We start from the raw sequence: 21,449 nt of genomic DNA, 5'->3' as shown, positions 1-21,449 counted from the left end.
GTTTTCCTCCTGCCTTTCCTGATAATAATGGGAAGAATTTATTATGCTAAAACTATGCTTGAAGCTAAAGTCTTCGTTACTCGTCGTCTACCCATTGAATTAGAGGAACTGCGATCGCTTGTCACTGTGGAAGTTTGGCCAGAACGCCAACCCCCTCCCTACGAAATTTTACGAGAAAAAGTCCAGGAAATAGATGGATTACTCTGTCTGCTGACTGACCAAATTGATCGACAACTGATCGAGTCTGGGAAACTCAAAGTCATCAGTCAGATGGCGGTGGGTTACGATAACATTGACATTGCCGCCGCTACGGCACGGCAAATTCCCGTCGGTCATACTCCTGGTGTGCTAACCGATGCTACCGCAGATTTTGCTTGGGCATTACTCATGGCAGCAGCACGGCGAGTAGTGGAGGCAGATCGGTTTACTCGTGCAGGGTTGTGGCAGACTTGGGAACCAGACTTATTATTGGGGCCAAATGTTACGGGTGCTACTTTGGGGATTGTTGGTTTTGGGCGCATTGGTCAAGCGATTGCTCGTCGTGCCAAAGGGTTTGAAATGCAGATTTTATATACGAGTAGGCAACGATGTAACCCAGAATTAGAACAATCTTTAGGTGTGGAGTTTGCTACGTTGGAACACTTGCTGCAAGAGTCTGATTTTGTAACACTGCACACACCATCTACTGATGATACTTATCATCTTATTAGCGATCGCCAATTTGAGTTGATGAAGCGATCGGCTATTTTGATTAATACAGCGCGGGGAACTATTGTAGATCCAGATTCTCTGTATCGTGCCCTTACAAGTGGTCAAATTGCCGCTGCGGCTGTGGATGTCACCGAACCAGAACCGATTCCCAGCGATAGCCTGTTGTTGACTCTAGATAATCTAATTATTGCGCCTCATATTGGCAGTGCCAGTCGTCAAACGCGATCAAAAATGGCAACAATGGCGATCGCTAACTTAATTGCTGGACTGAGGGGCGATCGTCTAGCTTATTGTGTCAACCCCGAAATTTATCAATGAAGGCAGGAGGAAGATTCTGACAAGTGTAGGTTGTTTATTTGGGAATGAGTGGGAACTCTCAAACAGAGTTCTAAACGTGGTTCAAATAACGAAATTTTGTTCTTGGGTGGGAAATCATAAATGTGATGCCTCAATAGTGAGGTTTATAAGTCTAATTAATAAATAATCGGTGCAGTCAACCTGCACCGATTACCAAATGTCACTTGAATTAAACATCCCATTGTTTCACGCCAATGCTGAAGCTTGGGGTTTGGCAAAAATCATTCTTCCTGCTGTAGTTTGTAAAGCACTGGTTACTACTACTCGCAGTTCACCACCCACATAATTGCTGCCTTCTTCAACAACAACCATTGTGCCGTCGTCTAGATAGCCAATGCCTTGACTGGGTTCTTTGCCTTCCTTGAGGATTTTCAAATCCAGGTTGTCACCAGGTAAATAACTGGGACGGACGGCATTCACTAAATCATTCACATTCAAAACAGGTACTTTCTGAACGCTGGCGACTTTAGACAAGTTGTAGTCGTTAGTTAGCAATGTACCGCTGATTTCTTGGGCGAAGCGTACTAACTTCGCGTCTACTGTGGGAATATCGTCGTAGTCAACTGCATTAATCAGAATGCGATCGGGATAATCTTCTTTAATGCGGTTGAGAATTTCTAGCCCTCGTCTTCCGCGCACCCGTTTTTGGTCTTTGCTAGCATCTGCTACTTGTTGGAGTTCTTGCAAGACAAACTGGGGTACAAGAATTTGCCCTTCCAGAAATCCTGTTTCTAGTAAGGCTTCAATACGACCATCAATAATGCAGCTAGTGTCTAAAACTTTGGTATTGGCGGGTTTTAGTGTTCCTTCCACTACCATCGATTCGACGGTGTTGGGATTAATGAACCGCAATAAGCCTCGCCCGTGAGTATCTGCCAAATTCATGCCAGTGACGGAGAGGATAATACTACCGACAACTGCCACGAGTGGCTTAATAAATCCAAAATCCGCCGGGATAGGTAGCAAAAATAGTGGGGCTAGCATGAGGTTAGCTAACAATAGCCCAATCACTAAGCCAATGGCACGAGTTAAGATCACTTCCAGAGGCATTTCCTTGACTTGTGATTCTAGGCGACGATATGTCGTCTGGAAACTCAGCCCGATCGCACCACCAATAATGGCGGCAAAGACGGCAACAACTAAGCGTAAAGCTTCTAGATTCGTTACTTGATCTAGCGCCCCATTGGGTAACAGTTCAATGCTGTAGAACCCTATTCCCGACGCTGCCAGGATAAATGAGAAAATGATAATGGCGTCAAGCATGGTTGTCTTGTTTTCCTGAAATTGTGTTCACCGATAAAGTTAAGTATTTTTTATTTCATCGGTAAGATAAACTCATCAATAAGCAATATTGACTTACACTAAGGGTTTAGTAGGACAATATCTGCAATTATTATAACCAAAGGCTTTTATCTTAATATTTTTCATTGTTTCTTTGTAAAACGACAGAAATTTGTAAATAAACTACTCTTTTTGTAAGAATTCAGAATCCAGAATCCAGAAGTCAGAATTAAGAAGACTTTGATACCCAAACTTAATAATTTTAATAAAATCAAGAAGTTATTACACGCTTGATTTTACAATTATTCTGGCTCCTGACTCCTGACTCCTGAATTCTTACCTCTTTTTTATTGTCTCTAATTCGCAGTTGGATTAACTCAATTCTTTCTCAACATGAGTCAAAAATTTAGTATTTCTGGAATTGCGAGTTCTGCTTATGTGCATATTCCCTTTTGCAGACGGCGGTGCTTTTATTGTGATTTCCCGGTGTCTGTTGTTGGCGATCGCTTGCGGGGCGAAACATCTGGTACTATCTCCCAATATGTTGAGGTGCTATGTCAAGAAATTGCCATTACACCAGCATTTGGTCAACCCCTAAAGACAATTTTCTTCGGTGGTGGTACTCCTTCCCTGCTATCAATAGAGCAGCTACAACGGATAGTAACAGAGCTAGAGAAGCATTTTGGTATTGCATCTGGGGTAGAAATTTCTATGGAAATTGACCCAGGTACTTTTGATTTAGCACATATAGCAGGATATCGCAGTGCAGGCGTGAACCGGGTAAGTTTGGGTGTACAAGCCTTTCAATCAGAATTATTGCAAAGGGCGGGGCGATCGCACTCAGTTGAAGATATTTTTGCAGCAGTGGAACTAATTCATCAAGTCGAGATTCCCGAATTTAGCTTAGACCTAATCTCCGGGTTGCCGCATCAGTCTTTGGATCAATGGCAAGATTCTCTCACCAAAGCGGTAGCGCTTCTACCTACTCACATATCTATTTATGATCTTACCATCGAACCAGGTACGGCTTTTGGCCGTTACTACAAACCTGGCGATACTCCTTTGCCCACGGATGAAGCCACGGTCAAAATGTACCAGATGGGGCAGCAGGTTTTAACTAGTGCAGGTTATGAGCATTATGAAATTTCTAATTATGCTCAATCTGGTCATCAGTGCCGACATAATCGAGTCTATTGGGAAAACCGCTCTTATTACGGCTTTGGGATGGGTGCAGCGAGTTATGTTGAGGGTAAACGCTTCACTCGTCCGCGTAAAACTAAGGAGTATTACAAGTGGGTAGAAGCTGGCGGTGTGATTGATTGTGATCTGACTCCCCCAAAGGAAGTATTGTTAGAAACGTTAATGTTGGGGTTGCGTTTGGCGGAGGGTGTGAGTTTGGCGGCGTTGGCGGAAGCTTATGGGGAAGAGAAGGTGGAGGAAATTTGCAGGTGTTTGCAAGAGTATTTTGATGAAGGTTGGGTAGAAATTGTAGAGGGAAGGTTGCATTTGATTGATCCCCAAGGGTTTTTGTTTTCTAATGTGGTGTTGGCGGAGTTGTTCGAGAAGTTGGGGTGACGATCCATTTATGCAGAAAAATCAAGTTAGAAAAGCTGTGATTCCGGTAGCTGGTTTTGGGACTCGGTTGTTTCCAGCTACGAAAGTTGTGAAAAAAGAACTTTTTCCGATTATTGATCGAGATGGTAGGGCAAAACCTGTGATTCTCGCAATTATTGAAGAGGCAATTAGTGCTGGAATTGCAGAAGTGGGGATCGTGGTGCAGCCCGATGACAAAGAAATATTTGAAAATTTATTGAAAAACCCACCTAAAAAAGAACTTTTAGAGAAACTTTCACCGCAAAATCAGGAATATAGCCAATATCTCGAAGATTTAGGCAGCAAAATTACCATCTTATTGCAAGAGGAGCAATTGGGCTATGGTCATGCGGTGTTTTGTGCCAAAGATTGGGTGCAGAATGAGCCATTTTTACTAATGTTGGGCGACCACATTTATGCATCTGACATTGAAAAATCTTGTGCTAGTCAAGTTTTAGATGTTTACGAACAAGTGAATCAAAATGTTGTTGGTTTAACTACAATGCCAGCAGAGATTATTCATAAGGCTGGGTGTATAACAGGAGTTTGGCAAGAGTTAAATTCGATTTTGTCAGTTACACAACTCTATGAAAAGCCTACCATTGAATATGCAAAACAGCATTTGCGTGTAGAAGGAATGGCAGAAAATGATTTTTTAGGTATATTTGGCTTATATTTGCTGACGCCGAAAATTTTTGACTTTCTAGCAGAGCATATAAATCAAAATTTCCGAGAACGAGGTGAATTTCAGTTAACATCCTGTCTGGAAAAGTTACGTCAGGAAGAGGGAATGACAGGGTATGTTGTTAAAGGGAAGTGTTTTGATACAGGTTTGCCAGATGCTTATCGTCAGACAATGATTGATTTTAGAAATTTCTAGATGAATCTTAGAGGAAGTTTGAAAACTCCTCTTGTCGGTATCAAAAATTTTAGATCCCCCTTAACCCCCCCCTTAAAAAGGCTACGGTGTACACACAAGTCTAATTACCCCCCTTAATCCCCCCTTGCAAAGGGGGGAAATAGAAAATCTAGTTCCCTCCCCTTTGCAAGGGGAGGGTTAGGGTGGGGTAAAATCTTGGTTAATCAGCGATTTCAGACTTGTGTGTACACCGTAGCCTTAAAAAGGGGGGAACCAGAATTAAAGTCCCCTTTTTAAGGGGGATTTAGGGGGATCTAAAAGTGATTAAAGTCACAGCGAAACACTTTTCAAACAACCTCTTAAGTTAAAAAAGTCGCTTCTCTGAAAAACCAATAAATTGAGTTACTAGTAACCATTAATTACGAATTACAAATTACGACTTATGAATTATTTTGCAACGGTTGCTCGCGGATTAGAAACCCTGGCGGCTCAGGAGTTAGAGCAACTGGGTGCCCATTCGGTGGAGCCAGGATTTTGTGGTGTAGCCTTTGAGGGCGATCGCACTTTGCTTTATCGCGTCAATCTCTGGGCTAGGCTACCGTTCCGAATCTTGGTGAATATCCATGAGTTTCCTTGCCAAAATGCCGATGATCTCTATCGCGGTATCCAGACTATCGATTGGGTAAACTATTTAACGCCAGACATGACCCTGGCGGTGAATGTCACAGGCAAAAACCAGCACCTCAACCACAGCCACTTCACATCTCTCCAGGTCAAAAATGCGATCGTTGACCAGCAGAAAGAAAATCTGGGCGAGCGTTCAAATGTAGAGCTTCATGACCCAGATGTGCGGGTCAATGTTCATATTGAACGCGACTTTTGTACCGTTAAACTCGACAGTTCTGGAAATAGTCTGCATCGCCGAGGCTACCGTCCTGCGGTTGGAGTAGCCCCTCTCAAGGAATCTCTCGCTGCTGCGCTCATTCAGCTTTCGGGTTGGGAGCCAAACCAGATGTTCTACGATCCTCTGTGTGGATCTGGCACTTTACCTTTGGAAGCTAGCTTAAAGGCGCTGAACATAGCACCAGGGCTGTTTCGTGAGTCTTTTGGATTTGAAACTTGGCTCGATTTTGATTTGTCCCTTTTAGAAAAGTTGCTCCAAGAAGCTAAGGACAGCCAACTAGATACCCTTCCCGCACCTATTTGGGGAAGCGATCGCGATGAAAATATAATCGAGCAAGCGATTAACAATGCTCAAAACTGCGGCGTTGATAACCATGTATGGTTTTCTCAAATGGAGTTAGCCGATGTTGTCGCCCCCGCAGACAGTGGGATTTTATTCTGCAATCCACCTTATGGCGAACGGCTGGGGCAAGATAGTGATTTAGGGGCGTTCTATAAACTTTTGGGCGATGTCTTGAAACAACGCTTCAAAGGCTGGACTGCATTTGTGCTGAGTGGGAATAAGGAACTGTCTCAATCGATTGGACTAAAATCATCCCGGCGGATTGCGGTGTATAACGGAGCGCTGCCTTGTCAGTTAATGAAATATGAGTTGTATTAAGACAAAGACGCGATCAATCGCCGTCTTTACAAAAGACCGATCATTGTAGAGACGGCGATTTATCGCGTCTTACCTGTGATATTTTTAATACTCTTTAATAAATTTAAATTTAGTCCAAAAAAGCTTGAAACTATCTCTGAGTATATATTCTGGCAGTTATGATGACAACATTTAAAAAAAGTGGCAGTATAATCGGTGACTGACAACCTGCAATTTATTTATAGCTAAGGGGCTATTTATGTCAGACCAATTCACGTTTACCGTTACCAATGACACCGAACAGGCAATTACAGAGTTGTGGGTATCTCTCGATGATGAAGATTGGGCTTCATTTACCTTGAGTGATTCAGGGATTCCATCGGGTGAAACAGTGACAATTGCTTGGGCTGAATATACGAATGATTCGCCCTGTGAATGGTATATCTCTGCTGTCTTTGAAGATGAATCAGAAAGTGAGTCAGCCCTATTTAACTTCTGTGAAGAACCAGCTTTAACGTTCGGCTAAATTCCCCAGTGCGATCGCTTGCTGCGGGCGTGTACGCCATCGCGCTTATGCATGATTGCATCTCGACTCCAGCCATAAAAACTAAAGCCCTGCCTCGAAAGTAGCTAGGTGGGGCTTGATATTAGAATTGATATTGGCATGAATAACATCACAGAATGAAATAGAAAAAAGCTGAAATAAAGGTATAAAGCGTCTTTTGCTCCTGATTTCTGCTGTATAGGACTAGTACAGCACGGCGGAAATAAACCACCCATTCCCAATCAAAAAAACCCTTACGATGTCTTCATTTTTAATTTTTAATTTTTAATTTTTAATTCCGCCTTGCGGTACTAGCCTTTTCAAGGTGACTTGTAAAATTTCTTTTTTCTCTCTGCGCGTGAGGAGAAATATAATGTTCGCTTAAGATGATAAATCTGACAGGCTTAACGGTAGTAAGACAGTGAATCTTGTGCAATCTTTAATATTGGTAACTTCTATCGTGCCTTGGAGACATTCTACAAACTTCTTAACTAATGTCAAACCCAATCCTGTCCCGCCAATTTTCCAGAAATTGTTGTAAGGAATTCGATAAAATGGTTCAAATATTCGAGATTGATCTTTTTTAGGGATTATTACGCCAGAGTTGCTAATTGTAATTTCAAAAAAGGGCACTTGAGCATTAGTCCTCATATCAGATTCCTCATCTTTATTGATTACACTTTTTGTTATGTCGATAATCTGGACAGTTAATTTAATCTCTTCATCAGGTGGAGAATATTTGCAGGCATTGTTGAGTAATTCGGAGATAATTTTGGTAACAACACCTAAGTCTGAAACCATAGGTGGTAAATTTTGGGGGATACTAACCTGGAAAATCTGTTTTTGAGAACGAGCAAGTTCTCGAAAATACAAGCTTAAATGAGGAAGCCATTCTTGAAGTTGAAATGAAGTTAATTCTAATGGATATGCATCTGTATCAATCATTTGTAGAGACAGCAAAATGTTCACCAAATCTAGCCCTTCTTCACACTGTTGGCGCATAATAGTTATGTAGCCAGCTACAGACTCAAATGGAGAAAGTAGTTCTGAATTTAAAATGCCCTCTCGCTCCAGAATATTTTCTAGCACCGAGATTGTCATTTTGATATTCAATAAGGGCATTTGCATTTCATGAGAGGCGGTTGCTAGAAAATTATTTTTCAACAGGTTGAGCCGTTGAGATTGTGACAATTGCTCACGTTGATGGCGATTGAGTGCTGTTTGAATAGCAACATAAAGTTGTTGCTCTTTGACAGGTTTGAGGATGTAACCAAAAGCAAATGTCATGTTAGCCCGCTTCACAGTGTTTTTATCAGAATGTCCGGTAATATAAACGACAGGTATTTGAAAACGATTCCAGATTAGCTCCGCCGCCTGAATTCCGTCCATCTCACCCCGCAACTGGATATCCATCAAAACCAAGTTTGGGAGTAGTTCACCAGCTTTCTCAATTGCCGTTTCTGCCGTATCGATAATATCTAAAACAGTGTATCCCAGCAGCTCTAAAGTTTCTTGTAAATTCATGGACAGAATATACTCATCTTCAACAACCAGAATCCTAACTTTCTCTGTTATCTGTGTGCTTGATAAAATACTGGTTACGTTCATAAAGCTGCTTTTGATAAAATAAATTTTGAGGAGTCCACAACTAATAAGCTGAATAGATTTTAGGTATGTCAAATGGATGTTGTTTCCTAAGATGCGATCGCTTTTCCCCTTTTAGAAACAACCATCGATAAAACTCTTCTGTCTCAAAAATTACGATCGCAATTTTTCAAAATACTTAAAGCCACCGCCTCCGCTACCTTGATACCATCGATACCCGCCGAGAGAATTCCCCCTGCATATCCTGCGCCTTCCCCAGCCGGATAAAGACCGACTGTATTTAAACTCTGATAATCCTCTTTGCGTTTAATCCGAATCGGTGATGAGGTACGGGTTTCCACTCCAGTCAACACGGCATCATCCATCGCAAATCCTTTAATTTGTTTGTCAAAAGCGGGAAGGGCTTCGCGGATGGCTGCGATCGCATAATCTGGTAAACTCTGGCTCAAATCACCCAAATGTACCCCAGGTGTATAAGACGGTTTAACAGTGCCCAATGCTGTAGAGGGGCGATGGTTGAGAAAGTCTCCCACTAACTGCCCTGGAGCTTCATAAGTTCCACCGCCCAACTCAAAAGCCTTTTCTTCCAAGCGCCGTTGAAAGTCAATTCCCGCTAACGCATTTCCCGGATAATCTTCGGGTGTGATACCCACAACGATCGCACTATTGGCATTGCGCTCATTGCGAGAGTATTGGCTCATCCCATTGGTCACAAGTCGCCCCGGTTCTGATGCGGCTGCAACTACCAAGCCTCCCGGACACATACAGAAACTATAGACGGAACGACCATTTTGGCAGTGGTGAACCAGTTTGTAATCGGCAGCACCTAAAAGCTTATGACCAGCCTGAGCGCCGAAGCGACATTTGTCGATGAGAGTCTGGGGATGTTCGACCCGAAAGCCGATGGAAAAAGGTTTTGGCTCTATGTAAACTCCACGATCAAATAGCATTTGGAAGGTATCGCGGGCGCTGTGACCAACTGCGAGAACCACATAATCGCTGGTGATATATTCCCCACTAGCGAGGGTGACTCCCCGCACCTGTCCATTTTCGATGTTGATATCTTCAACTCGACTTTCAAAGCGAATTTCACCACCGAGGGATTCAATTTTAGCCCGCATACTTTGGACAATTCCCACCAGTTTGAATGTGCCGATGTGCGGTTTGTTGATATAGAGAATTTCTGGTGAGGCTCCCGCATTGACGAGTTCGGTTAGTACCTTGCGCCCATAATGCTGAGGATCTTTAACTTGACTGTAGAGTTTGCCATCGGAGAATGTACCCGCCCCACCTTCGCCAAATTGGGCATTGGATTCGGGGTTGAAGTCTGATTTTTTCTTCCAAAAGCCAAAAGTATCAGCAGTGCGATCGCGAACTTTTTTCCCACGTTCTAAAATGATGGGACGGAACCCCATTTGCGCCAGCATCAAACCTGCAAACAAGCCACAAGGCCCAGTACCAATCACGATGGGGCGAATCGCCAAATTGCTGGGTGCTTGTGCCACTGGGCGATAACTCATGTCTGGCGTGGCCATGACATGGGGATCTTTTTTCAGACGCTTGAGTAGATGAGTTTCCTGAGTCGTTTCTACATCCAGAATATAGACAAGGGTTATATCTCCTTTCTTACGCGCATCGTAGCTACGCTTGAAGATTGAATAGCTGATCAATTCTTCGTCTGTGATTTGCAGCTTTTTGAGGATGGCAGACTTGATCTCATCTTCAGGATGATCAAGCGGGAGCTTTACTTCTGTTAGTCGTAACATAGCGAGGAGAAATTCATACTTGTCTATCAAAATCTTAATCAAAATCTAATCAAAATTACTGTGGCACGTTAGCGTAGGTCGCCGTAGACATTCACTAAATGTACTTGCCGCTGCGCTAATGCGATGCCTGCGGTGGGCGTAGCCAACGCTAGTGTTTGCACAACTAGGCGGGGAAAAGGTAGTTCCGCTCTAATCATTAAATTTATTTTTTAGTATCAGGAGATATTTACTCTTACTTTATAATACTACGTACTACTATAACGAACTAGATATGGAGTTATTTCGACTTAACCTAGCAATAGAAACTCAACAAATTGCCTTGTCTAATCTTTTAGATATATCAAGAAATACGAGCAATTTAGTCTAGACAATGCCATCACCGCTAAGGTTTGCAAAAATATGTTCACGTACAACTAACGTGAACATATTCCGTTGTATTTCGTACCAATTGCTAATTATTTTTTCAGACCGTATAAACTCCAATCTAACAAAAGCTTGAAGTGAACAAAATATGTGAGTCTTGTGCATAGATATCTTTAACCCTTGCGGGTTCGCCAGTCGCTACAACGGGGGGGAGGAACCCCCGCAACGCGCTGGTTCACCATGAACCGACAAATTCCACATACTTTTTTTATGGCTCAATGAAAGGTTTCAAATCGCGTAAGTCTTATTTTAATAATCTTGAGCCGTCGAACTTGCGTTAAACCAGACTAACAGCCGCTTCTAACATTCTTATTGTCCCAAGTTCAGCATCTATTTCCACTTCTACACCTATTGGCAAGGTAAATTTATCTTTAATATGACCAATCATTGAACCATACCAAGCAGGAATCCCTAAAGGAAGTAGGTGTTGTTGCAATACTTGCATTAATGTAAATGATGGTTCATCCCCAAGACTACAATTCGTGCATTGCCCAAAGATAAAGCCAGTAATTTGATTTAGTATCCCAGCGGTTTTTAACTGCGTCAACATCCTATCTATACGGTAAATATCCTCGCCAATTTCTTCCATAAACAGGATACTTTTGTTCCAAGAAGGTAGGTAAGGTGAACCTATCATCGCTGATAGCACTGATAAGTTTCCACCTACAAGTTTACCTCTCACCTTTCCCGGTGCTATTGTCTCCACCCGCACTTCGCTAGGGTTGAGATTTTGCATAGTCACAGCTTCGCCATTAAATAGGATGCGCTTGAAGTAATCCACTGTAAATTGATTCCAGGTAGACGTAGCAACTGGGCCATGAAAAGTAATCATTTGACTACGGGCATTAATTGCCAATAACAGCGTCGTAATATCGCTGTACCCGATGATAATTTTCGGATGGGAGCGGATCAGCGAGTAGTTGAGTAAAGGTAAAATGCGATTACAACCCCAACCGCCACGCATGGCGATAATTGCTTTGATGGTGCGATCGCTAAACATTAAGTTTACATCCTGGGCGCGATCGCTATCTTTACCCGCTAAATAGCCGTAACGATCTAAAATATGCTTCCCCAGCTTGACTTTTAACCCTAATTGTGAAACTGACTTCTGCGCTGCTTCGATGTCTTTAGCGTCAACAATACCCGCAGGGGCGATTAATCCTACAGTATCGCCTACTTGCAGATGAGGCGGCTTGCGGATGGTGTTTGTGGGTAGTTTACCTTGGGCGGTAAGTGGTGATACTTGGGTGGCTAGGGTAGCGAGTCCACAGGTTGTAAGAAATTGTCGGCGCTTGATAGTCATAACCATTAAGTTGGGGATTTGGATTATAAAAAGTTAGATCCCCGACTTCTTAAAGAAGTCGGGGATCTAAATACCGCTAATTTTCACAAATCAAATCGGATTGTGATATGTAAAATTAAACCTCTTGTACCACATCTGAAATCACAAATCCATTATTAGCAAACTTCCCATCAGTGTCAAACGAATCACCAATTACAGGCAAAAGATGATCATATAATTGCATCGCCTGCAAACAACTATTAATACTAGAAGTGGCTGAATTATATGCTGCAATATTTTCTTCGACAACATTCAATAATCGGCGATTATTCGCAATTTTTTCTTCAGCCTCTTGTTGCAATGTTTTCTCTAAATAAGCACGCGCCTGTGGATATTGCTGCAAAATTTCATCGGCTTGCTGATTTGCCATTGGGATCAATTGAGTTTTGAGAGTTTGGTTGATGGTTTGACGGAAAGATTTACGAATAGTTTGGGAAACTTTGGGTTCAAAATCTAACTTCAATAACTGCCTAATTGCTGGCTCTGCTTCTATGATACTTTCAGCGTCGTAACCTTGGGAAGTTTGTAATAAAGTTTGGCGAAATTGATATATAGAAAAAGTGCCTTCATCATAAAATCTTGGACTTTCTCGCACAAAGCGATCGCACTCTACACTAGCTGCACTAACTAATGCTTGAGTAACCTGCTTTTCGATAGTTCTAATCTCTTGTTCAATGCCGCCATCATGATCTAATAACCGATACAACTGACGATAATATTCTGACTTACGAATCTTTTCAATCAACCGCTGAAAATAATTTGCAACTACTTGCTGAGAAGATTCAACCAAAATATCTTCTAATTGATTTGCTAAGTAATAAAATGCTTCTACTAAAATAGCAATCAAAGGTGCGGTAGCGTTGCGAGGATGGCTGATGGTTGCGCGTCGGTAAGCATAAGCTACAGAAAAAGTATCTAGCAATTCATCTAAACGGCGAATCATACGTGATTGCAATTGCTTAAAATCTGCTTCAAAAGCATCACAAGAATTATTAATTACATGGTTAACTTCTTCTTTAATATGCTCACTAAATTCTCTCCCAACTTGCTGGAGTTGCTGATTTAGTTGTTGCAATTCTTGTGCCTTCATCATCTCAATTTCTTGAGGCTGACTATCTAAATCGCGTTGTACACTCTGATAATGTTTTTTCAGCTTAATACAAATATCTTCCAAATCATCAGCAAGATTTTTAAATAATTGTGGACGCTTTTCTTCTGTAAGATAGCGAGTAATAGCTGTGCGAAATTCATTAGTACCACTATCTTGAATTAGCTTTTCTATCAGTTCATTTCCCCAATCTCCCAGAATCCGCACATAATTTTGATTTGGGGTTTCAATGGCGTTAACAGAGACATTGAATTTAGTAGAAGATAGCCTTCCTGAATTTACACAGTAGTTGTTAAATGCATAGACAAATTGCGGTGTTTCTTCATTACCATCTAAACCTTTAATACTTTCTGCGAAAACAGAATCTAAACCAAATCTATCTTGTTGGTTTGTCTGTTTAATTTGACTGCCGTAAAATCCTAATAATCCACTGGTTTTATAAACCTTATTTGAATTGCTAAATTGCCCACTAATTAAGTTATCTAACCGTTGCCGTAGTTGGGTATTATACCAAGTTTCATCAATTCGGTTGAAGATATAGAAAACGCGATCGCGTACTCCCCCATTCTTCCGCATTAATTCTAAAAGTTCTGTTTCTTCTTTTGTCATGTCGCCCGCCGAAGCAGGTTTTAGCACACACACCACCGCCGAAGTATCAGGATGTTGAATTTTGGCATAAGTTAGCTGTGCATCTTTTTCTACTGGTGCATCGATACCAGGTGTATCTATAATTACATTGCCATCTTGTAGCAAAGGATGATTACAGTAATATTCTATCCGCTTCAATACTGCACTATTGCTACCACGACGGGCATATCCAGCCGCTTCCTTGAGATTGGAAAAGTTAAATTGCTCCATTGAGTATGTAGCATTATTAACCGTGTTGATGCGATCGCGGTTTGCCATATATCCCTCTAGCAATAACATTAACGCTTTCGCCTGCTTTGCACGTTCTGATTGACTCTCACCACCCTCCTGCTGAATAATCGCTTCAGAACCCTGACGTAATAAGTTGATTACATCAATTTGGTTGATATTAGCTACTGTCTTAAATCCTAGCTGCTGACACAAAGAAACTGCTTGTTCCCGAATTTCTGCTTCACTTAAAAATGTCAAAACAACACGTTCTTTATCTGCTTCTGCATACTCGATTTTGCATTCTGTACCTGTAGCATGTCCCTCTGCACTGTAGAGTAATTCTCTTTCCAATAATGCATTGATTAGCATTGATTTACCAGCACTAAACGCACCCGCAAACACAATTTCAAACTTGGGAGAAATCGCTTTACTTAAGGAAGTTTGTACAGGTGTAATATCTTGAGAACGTAGCGTTGGTTCTTGTTGTAAAAGTTGTAATATCGACTCAACCTGCCCTTTCAAATTTTTGCACTGAAGCGGTAAATCTGACATATTCAGCATCCTGACAATATTTATCTATATCTTAGTAATATTTATTGTCTTGATGGTTCAGTAAAATTCCTGAGAATTTTTTATGCGGTTTAATTACTGGATATTACTTAAACAACTAATTAATGACTATTAACTAAGAGGATATTTTAAAAGTGGTTGGCTGTAATTTTAGGCACTTGTTGATCCCCCCAACCCCCCTTAAAAAGGGGGGCAAAGTCTCTAAAAGTCTCCCAATTTATCGGGGAATTTAGGGGGAACTAAAACGTTTTGCTACCGACCAGAGGACTTTTCAAGTAACCTTATCCACACAACTGCTGAAATAGTTATCGGTGCGAGTGAGGAGTTTACTTTTAATAGAACTTTTGACCAACAAACAGGTTATCAAGAACTAAAAATTATCCCTGACTATTCATAATCGGATTTCTATATAGCACTCATATTTGATTTCTGAAAAAACTCAGTACAACTAAGAAGCCTTATTGACTATTGCCTGCCTACGCAAATTCGTTCAAAAATCAAAGCGGATTCCTATATGACATTAATCGCATCTAAAAAAATAACCTCTAGGGAAGGGATATCACCAGAGGTTTTTAATAAAGACATTGGAATAGTGAACTATTATAGAAATAAATCTATCTTTTTGCCAACCCTATCACCTCCTTCTCAAGCACAGGTCAAAGTTAATTTTGCCTGTAATTAAGGATACGAATTAGACTGAGAAATCGCATAGATTATATTTTTACCTCTTTTGAGGCACTAATACAGGCAGTTGACGCGCACCCGCTACGAATTTGGCGTGTTGTCCAACAGTCAAAACATTAAACTGACTGGATATAAGTTCTAAACTTTTGTTAACTATTGCTAGCTTTTTGTAGGTAGGGACGCTCATTCCAGGGAAAAATGATAGTTCTGGCACATCCTCTTGACTTACAAAGTCTGTAGGATGGAGTAGCAAAGAAGGTTGAACGTGTGTAAGTTTACACAACCAGAGGGCAATTCGCAGGTAGAGTAAAGCCACTTCCGAAGAAAATGTACTTAGATACATTATGTAACTGAAGTGAATTGGCACTTTGAAAATTGGCATGGTGGTAACGGGAATCTCAGTTAGTTTATCCTTACCCATGTGCCACTGATAAGCTTTCAAAGGCTGTAAACCCTCTTTGAAACCACCAAACAAGGCTTCCCGTTTCTTACGTTCTTCCTTGCTCAATTTACAGGTCATTAAATAATAAGCTCGTGCTATTGGCCCCAAAAATGTGGGGAAGGTCGAAGCATCATATTCATATCCCCGTCGTGCTAGAACTTTTAATACCGCAGGAGAAAAACTGTATCCCGGCCCCCGAAAACCAATAGGATGTTGATGAGTGACGCGCTTGATATGTTCTTCGGCAAGTGCCACCTCTTGTTCAATCTCATCCTCTGAATACAGATGTAGCCAAGGATCATGGTAGAATGAATGATTGCCAATTTCGTGGCCGGCGTTAGCGATCGCTTGTATTGCTTTAGAGTTCTTTTCCAGCGCTGCATCCTGACCCACAATAAATACTGTGATTGTCAAATTCCATTGCTGGAGAATATCTAAGAAACGAGGTACTGCGATATCCAGGTAAGAGGGGAAAGTCTCCCAACCCGGAGCGCCTTGATTTTTTAGATAAGACCAAATATTATCCAAGTCTAAAGAAAGACTCGCTATTGGTCTGTTTCCTTGTTGCTTGGTTTTCATTATAAATTCAAGTATTTGGACAATTTTAAGCGTAAATTATAGTGTTGATTTGAGCTTTATTGCTCAAGTTTCGTAATTCGACTCAAGGCTGGTTTTAGGGGAAAATTCAAGCCAGAAGGTTTGCCGCTCCTCATTTTCAAAATAAAGAGTTACTTTAAGAGCAGAATTCCGTAGGCGTAGCCAGTTATAGACATCACCCAGATTAATGTCTCATATTTGTAAACAAATTCTGCTTCTCTAAAAAATATTTTTGATGAATTAGATAATGGGTTTTCAGCATTTTTTGAATATCGACTTTATAAGAAGAATTCAGAACTCAGTAGTCAGAAAACAGGTATGAATTCTGTACGAGTGGGTGACGAATATTGGCTAAAAGAGAGTGGAATATTGGACGAAAAAAATTAAAAGATTTTAGCCTTAAAACTCTATCCCCTTATGGGTAGAGTATTCACCAATCCTGAATTCTGACTCCTATTTTATCAGCCCTACGGACAAATTTTTACCCTGATATTTAATTCCTGGTGATTAATATATCATAATCATGAGACATTTAAACTTAATATAAGTAGGTTTTAGCAATCGCGCTATATATAGAAGTTATTAATGATTTGGATGCTCAATTTTTATCATTAGTTCCAATAAAAAGCAATTATACAAAAAATTTTCCATATCCTAGATATTAATTTGCTGCCTTTGAGTCAAACACATTGCAATTCCCTTTTCGTAGTAAGCTGCCTCATTAATAAAAATCGGCCAAACGGTAGATGCACCCTCATAAATAATTGTTTTATCATCAAAAGTTATAAAAATTGGGTCTCCTGGGTTCAATGCTTGATAATCTTTGTCTTGCAGTTCTGGATGAATCATCCCAAAGATTGTTCCATCCGGTTGTTTTGGATAGTCTACAACAGATAAGTGATCGTAGATAATCAACGTTTCGTTAGTTGATGGAATTTCACCCTGGTTAAACTGTTCCAAATAGTCCAGAACTGCATGAACAAGTTCTTCTGTTTGTTGAAACAGCGTCGCTTTTAAAATACCTTGAGCAATCGGGCCAACCTCGATCGCAAAGCCTAATTCGCACAGAGAATTTACAAATGGGTTTTCTTCAATTGATTTAAAAGAGCAGCGATAAACCTTCACCAAAGGGCTGACATGGCTTAGATAAGCAGCCAATTTCAAGTTTAAGGGATGACTATTTACCAAAATAATTGTCAGACCCATATTAGCTGTACTGCTGTGCAAGTCTAAGATGAAATCTGCTTGTTTATCCCCGTTTGATGCTAGGGTATCCTGGATTGATTTCGCTTGTAATTCTTCGTAACTGTTCAGACTCGGATTTTGTAAATCTTGCTTGAGAAAACAACGATTTAAATCCTTCTCTACATATCGCCTCCCTGCTGCAAAAGCATGAGGATTTGCTAACAGGGTGACTGTCTCAAAACTTGGTCTAGTAATTAAATTGGGAAACTGGGCAAATTTTTGGCTCAGGTAGGCTCCTGTAAACTCATTGCCATGAGTTCCGCCGACAATTGCAACTCGATTAATCTGGTTCACGATTACACCAACTCTAGAATGCAGTCATCGAGGTATCAATTCTCAATGTACCTTATGAAGCATTAACTTTGCCGATGCGATCGCGATCGTGTGGTTGATTAAGATAGGACATATCAGGCCCATCGGGAATAATCCCGCCAGGATTGAGTGGGAATAGGTTTCCGTAGTAGTCGTGCTTCACAGTTTCTAAGTCGCAGGTGTCAGCAACACCTGGAAGCTGATATAAATCACTTAGGTAAACTCCCAAGTTCTGATAGTCTCGAATTCGCCGCCGATTACATTTAAATAAACCGTAGTAGGCACTATCAAACCGAAATAACGTGGTGAATAAACGCACATCTGCGAGTGTGAGATTATCTCCGCACAGATATCGATTAGTCTGCAATGCTATGTCAATCTCATCAAGAGTTGTGAACAATTCATTACAGGCTTGATTATATGCTTCTTGAGTCTGGGCAAAGCCGCAACGATATACACCGTTATTTACGGCGTGATAAATCTTCTCATTCCACCAGTCAATTTTCTCTTTGAGTGCTTCTGGGTAAAGATCAAGCGTGGGATTGTTGGCGAACTCGTTAAACTGAGAGTTCAGCATCACGATAATCTCTGAACTCTCATTGTTGACAATGGTTTTGGTTTGGTTATCCCATAAAATTGGAACTGTAAAGCGTCCGCTGTAGCCGGGTTCTGCCCGCTGATAAAATTCAACTAGTGTGCGGCAACCTTCTTCTTCTTCGTTGAATATCCAACCGCCTTCAATGGGAGAAGGAGAGACAATACATACTGATATTACCGCTTCGAGTTTTTTCAGCGATCGCACAACCAAGGTTCGGTGCGCCCAAGGACAGCCCAGCCCAACATAGAGTTTGTAGCGCCCAACGGATGGTGGGTGTGGATTCCCTGACTCTGTACCAATGAACTTCCGAAACTGGCTATTAGGACGAATATATGCTCCCGACTTATTGCTAGGAGCAAGCTGGGACATCATTATTTGCCACATAGTCGTCCAGACAAACTTTCCCAGCCAAATGATCAGCTTTGGAGGAAGTGTCCTGCCCTTCTTCTTGGGGAGATTTTTATCGTCATCCATTGGAGTTGAGTTAGTCATGGCGACACTCTTGCTTTGGGAGCGATCGACGTTACCACTGTATGTGGTGTTCAATTTATAATCTGTAGGTTTCCATGCCTACACGCACCTTGAGATTTCTTACTTTACTCTACTACGCTTTGCCTGAACTATTGCATCTATGAGTTCGTGGGCTTTTAAGGTTGGGTTTCCTTTCCCCTGATGGTAGACCGGAATGTTTAGTGTTGTATCTGCTACAGTTACCAAAACTGCAACGGTTATGAAATCCCAGGCTGCTCAAGACTATTCTAGGTAAGTGGAAACTTGAAATTTCAGCAACCCTGTACAAAAAGATAGGGCTTCCACACATCCCACAAGGTTTTGAGCTGATACACAAATTTAGTGTGAGGATTTAGCCATGTCTTACCCGATTCCGTCCAAAATGTGGCAGCGAGTTAGTATTGTAGTACTGTTGTTATTGATACCGTCAGTAGGAATTGCAATCTTACGTCAGTCTGCTACGGTTGCGGTTCCAGCTAATCAGACTCCTCCCAGTTCTACCCCAACAAGCTCCATTCTACCCAATCACCCTGACTACCAAGCACTCCAGGCATTGGTACAAAAGTATAGTTGTGTAGTCCCCGTCCAAAACTTTGGTACTCTTCCCCTAACCCGAGCTGAGTTTGCCACCGTCTTGAATGCCTGTGTGAATCGGAGCAATGAGCTAATAGCGACTGACCCCAAGATAGTCACCCAAGGGGATATGAAAACCCTACAACGCTTGCAGTCAGAATTTGCACCGGAGTTAGCAATCCTCAGAAATCAGATAGATGAATTGGAAGCTGGTAGTCCCGTCACTCCAACTCAGGCTCCCAGAGAACGTACTCAAGCCGAGTCTACCCGAAAAACTCAACCCGTACCCACCGCCCCACCCCTTAGCATTCCCTCTGGCTCATCTGTGCAGGATCAAGTTTCTAACCGCCCTGTAAGCCCTACACGCCAAACTCGTAGCACTATTGGAAGGGTTGCCCCGGAACCACAAACAGGTAGCAGATTCAATACAGAAAACTACAATCGGATTGACGATAATCCTTTTCATCGCGTCGGTAATGAACCCCTTTCCACCTTTTCGATTGATGTAGATACAGCATCCTACAGCAACGTGCGACGGTTTATTACTCAAGGGGAATTACCACCCAAGGATGCAGTGCGAATTGAGGAATTGATCAACTATTTTACCTATAATTATCCCCAACCAAAAGGCGATGCCGACGGTAGGCAGAGCCAACGCCCTTTTTCCGTCACCACTGAATTGGCTGCTGCTCCCTGGAATCCTCAACACAAGCTGGTACAGGTGGGTTTGCAAGGTAAACGCCTAGAGAGTGAAACCTTACCACCCAGCAACCTAGTATTTCTGATTGATGTCTCCGGTTCTATGGATGACCCCAACAAATTACCCTTGGTGCAACAGTCCCTAAAATTGCTGGTGAATAAACTGCGTCCTGAAGATCGGGTAAGTTTGGTAGTTTACGCTGGGAACGCTGGATTGGTATTACCTGCTACTCCTGGTAGTCAGAAATCGAAGATTCTGGCGGCGATTGACCGCTTGGAAGCTGGAGGCTCCACTGCTGGCGGTCAGGGCATTGAACTAGCCTACAAAATAGCTAAACAAAGCTTCCTCAAGTCTGGTAATAATAGAGTAATTTTAGCTACCGATGGAGATTTTAACGTCGGGGTTTCTAGTGATGCCGAACTGACGCGATTAATTGAACAAAAGCGAGATCAGGGAATTTTCCTGACGGTGTTGGGATTTGGCACTGGCAATTATAAGGACGGAAAAATGGAGCAACTGGCTGATAAGGGTAATGGCAACTACGCTTACATCGATACCCTATTGGAAGCCAAAAAGGTTTTAGTTAATGATCTGAGGGGAACTCTGTTTACCATTGCCAAGGATGTGAAAATTCAGGTGGAATTTAATCCGGCGAAAGTTCAGGCATATCGCTTGATTGGCTACGAAAACCGCCTGCTGCAAAACCAGGATTTCAATGACGACAAGAAAGATGCAGGGGATATTGGGGCTGGTCATTCTGTGACAGCGCTTTATGAAATAATTCCCACCGGCACGAAAAGCGATGTGAAACTACCGGAGATAGACCCCTTGCGATATCAGCGTTCTGGTGAAACTGCCTCGGATGCTGCTGGTAATGAGTTAATGCAGGTGAAACTGCGCTATAAATTGCCCCAGGACAGCACCAGTCAACTAATTACCCAAACCATCCAAGATGATGATTTGAGAGCCGATCAGATACCCTCCACAAACCTGAGATTTGCTGCTGCGGTGGCAACTTTTGGGATGCTGCTGCGTGACTCTGAGTATAAGGGGAATGCTAATTTTGATTTGGTGATGAAGTTGGCAACCCAAGGGAAAGGGGAAGACCAGGAGGGCTATCGGGGTGAGTTTATCCGCCTGGTGGAACAATCTAAGGGGTTGATGACGAGGACGGGAAGTAGGGAGTAGGGAGTAGAGAGTGGTGTATAGCTGAGTGCTGAGTGCTGAG

General features: G+C 41.9%; 15 protein-coding genes and 1 pseudogene. 6 read left to right on the top strand and 10 right to left on the bottom strand.

All coding sequences use genetic code 11. The features are described from left to right. Positions 1-54 precede the first annotated feature (54 nt). Positions 55-1,029 (top strand): 2-hydroxyacid dehydrogenase, encoded by a 975-nt coding sequence (locus tag HUN01_RS24350; protein WP_181928339.1) that lies wholly within the window; start codon positions 55-57, stop codon positions 1,027-1,029. 225 nt (positions 1,030-1,254) lie between these two features. On the opposite strand, the gene HUN01_RS24345 is transcribed toward HUN01_RS24350, so the two are convergent. Further along, entirely contained in the window at positions 1,255-2,331 is a 1,077-nt protein-coding gene (locus tag HUN01_RS24345) for a PIN/TRAM domain-containing protein (RefSeq protein ID WP_181928338.1), read from the bottom strand. Positions 2,332-2,742: 411 nt separating this feature from the next. Between HUN01_RS24345 and hemW the strand changes: the two genes are divergently transcribed. From hemW to HUN01_RS24325, 4 genes are all read left to right on the top strand, one after another. After that, positions 2,743-3,924, top strand: a complete 1,182-nt coding sequence (gene hemW, locus HUN01_RS24340; protein ID WP_181928337.1) for a radical SAM family heme chaperone HemW — start codon at positions 2,743-2,745, stop codon at positions 3,922-3,924. Between the two features lie 10 nt (positions 3,925-3,934). Continuing rightward, entirely contained in the window at positions 3,935-4,822 is an 888-nt protein-coding gene (locus HUN01_RS24335; protein ID WP_181928336.1) for a UTP--glucose-1-phosphate uridylyltransferase, read from the top strand. Between the two features lie 421 nt (positions 4,823-5,243). Further along, positions 5,244-6,365, top strand: coding sequence for a THUMP domain-containing class I SAM-dependent RNA methyltransferase (locus tag HUN01_RS24330; RefSeq protein ID WP_181928335.1), 1,122 nt, complete (start codon positions 5,244-5,246; stop codon positions 6,363-6,365). A 238-nt stretch (positions 6,366-6,603) separates the two neighbouring features. Further along, positions 6,604-6,870, top strand: a complete 267-nt coding sequence (locus HUN01_RS24325; RefSeq protein ID WP_069072185.1) for a hypothetical protein — start codon at positions 6,604-6,606, stop codon at positions 6,868-6,870. Between the two features lie 399 nt (positions 6,871-7,269). Here HUN01_RS24325 and HUN01_RS24320 read toward each other — a convergent pair whose 3' ends face one another. The 9 genes and pseudogenes from HUN01_RS24320 to HUN01_RS24290 form a co-directional block, all read right to left on the bottom strand. Beyond that, entirely contained in the window at positions 7,270-8,496 is a 1,227-nt protein-coding gene (locus tag HUN01_RS24320) for a hybrid sensor histidine kinase/response regulator (protein ID WP_181928334.1), read from the bottom strand. Positions 8,497-8,639: 143 nt separating this feature from the next. Then, complete coding sequence (locus HUN01_RS24315; RefSeq protein ID WP_181928333.1) at positions 8,640-10,259, bottom strand: NAD(P)/FAD-dependent oxidoreductase; 1,620 nt, start codon at positions 10,257-10,259, stop codon at positions 8,640-8,642. Between the two features lie 68 nt (positions 10,260-10,327). After that, positions 10,328-10,456 carry a hypothetical protein gene (locus HUN01_RS36245; protein WP_257798003.1) on the bottom strand — a complete coding sequence of 43 codons (129 nt, stop codon included), beginning with the start codon at positions 10,454-10,456 and terminating at the stop codon, positions 10,328-10,330. 166 nt (positions 10,457-10,622) lie between these two features. Next, positions 10,623-10,781 (bottom strand): annotated as a pseudogene (locus tag HUN01_RS36655) (IS701 family transposase); the annotation flags it as partial. A 178-nt stretch (positions 10,782-10,959) separates the two neighbouring features. Next, positions 10,960-11,985, bottom strand: a complete 1,026-nt coding sequence (locus HUN01_RS24310) for a S66 peptidase family protein (protein ID WP_181928332.1) — start codon at positions 11,983-11,985, stop codon at positions 10,960-10,962. Between the two features lie 115 nt (positions 11,986-12,100). Further along, positions 12,101-14,542, bottom strand: a complete 2,442-nt coding sequence (locus tag HUN01_RS24305) for a dynamin-like GTPase family protein (RefSeq protein WP_181928331.1) — start codon at positions 14,540-14,542, stop codon at positions 12,101-12,103. Between the two features lie 739 nt (positions 14,543-15,281). Next, complete coding sequence (locus HUN01_RS24300; protein ID WP_181928330.1) at positions 15,282-16,265, bottom strand: polysaccharide deacetylase family protein; 984 nt, start codon at positions 16,263-16,265, stop codon at positions 15,282-15,284. Between the two features lie 672 nt (positions 16,266-16,937). After that, the gene (locus HUN01_RS24295; protein WP_181928329.1) at positions 16,938-17,822 is read right to left on the bottom strand and encodes an aspartoacylase; all 885 of its coding nucleotides are present in this window, start codon (positions 17,820-17,822) and stop codon (positions 16,938-16,940) included. A gap of 52 nt (positions 17,823-17,874) precedes the next feature. Next, on the bottom strand, positions 17,875-18,930 hold the full coding sequence (locus HUN01_RS24290; protein ID WP_181932800.1) for a glutathione S-transferase family protein: 1,056 nt from the start codon (positions 18,928-18,930) through the stop codon (positions 17,875-17,877). Positions 18,931-19,306: 376 nt separating this feature from the next. On the opposite strand from HUN01_RS24290, the gene HUN01_RS24285 reads away from it, so the two are divergent. Continuing rightward, complete coding sequence (locus HUN01_RS24285; protein WP_181928328.1) at positions 19,307-21,409, top strand: vWA domain-containing protein; 2,103 nt, start codon at positions 19,307-19,309, stop codon at positions 21,407-21,409. Positions 21,410-21,449: the final 40 nt, after the last annotated feature.

It is taken from the genome of Nostoc edaphicum CCNP1411 (assembly GCF_014023275.1).
Classification (GTDB): domain Bacteria; phylum Cyanobacteriota; class Cyanobacteriia; order Cyanobacteriales; family Nostocaceae; genus Nostoc; species Nostoc edaphicum_A.
Note: the sequence above shows the minus strand (reverse complement) of the source record. Positions and strands in the feature narration are given on the sequence as shown.

Bases quoted from the DNA above. Each gene is read 5' to 3' on its own strand.
- HUN01_RS24350 (WP_181928339.1), top strand. From the start codon at position 55: ATGCTTGAAGCTAAAGTCTTCGTTACTCGTCGTCTACCCATTGAATTA.
- HUN01_RS24345 (WP_181928338.1), bottom strand. From the start codon at position 2,331: ATGCTTGACGCCATTATCATTTTCTCATTTATCCTGGCAGCGTCGGGA.
- hemW (WP_181928337.1), top strand. From the start codon at position 2,743: ATGAGTCAAAAATTTAGTATTTCTGGAATTGCGAGTTCTGCTTATGTG.
- HUN01_RS24335 (WP_181928336.1), top strand. From the start codon at position 3,935: ATGCAGAAAAATCAAGTTAGAAAAGCTGTGATTCCGGTAGCTGGTTTT.
- HUN01_RS24330 (WP_181928335.1), top strand. From the start codon at position 5,244: ATGAATTATTTTGCAACGGTTGCTCGCGGATTAGAAACCCTGGCGGCT.
- HUN01_RS24325 (WP_069072185.1), top strand. From the start codon at position 6,604: ATGTCAGACCAATTCACGTTTACCGTTACCAATGACACCGAACAGGCA.
- HUN01_RS24320 (WP_181928334.1), bottom strand. From the start codon at position 8,496: ATGAACGTAACCAGTATTTTATCAAGCACACAGATAACAGAGAAAGTT.
- HUN01_RS24315 (WP_181928333.1), bottom strand. From the start codon at position 10,259: ATGTTACGACTAACAGAAGTAAAGCTCCCGCTTGATCATCCTGAAGAT.
- HUN01_RS36245 (WP_257798003.1), bottom strand. From the start codon at position 10,456: ATGATTAGAGCGGAACTACCTTTTCCCCGCCTAGTTGTGCAAACACTA.
- HUN01_RS24310 (WP_181928332.1), bottom strand. From the start codon at position 11,985: ATGACTATCAAGCGCCGACAATTTCTTACAACCTGTGGACTCGCTACC.
- HUN01_RS24305 (WP_181928331.1), bottom strand. From the start codon at position 14,542: ATGTCAGATTTACCGCTTCAGTGCAAAAATTTGAAAGGGCAGGTTGAG.
- HUN01_RS24300 (WP_181928330.1), bottom strand. From the start codon at position 16,265: ATGAAAACCAAGCAACAAGGAAACAGACCAATAGCGAGTCTTTCTTTA.
- HUN01_RS24290 (WP_181932800.1), bottom strand. From the start codon at position 18,930: ATGACTAACTCAACTCCAATGGATGACGATAAAAATCTCCCCAAGAAG.
- HUN01_RS24285 (WP_181928328.1), top strand. From the start codon at position 19,307: ATGTCTTACCCGATTCCGTCCAAAATGTGGCAGCGAGTTAGTATTGTA.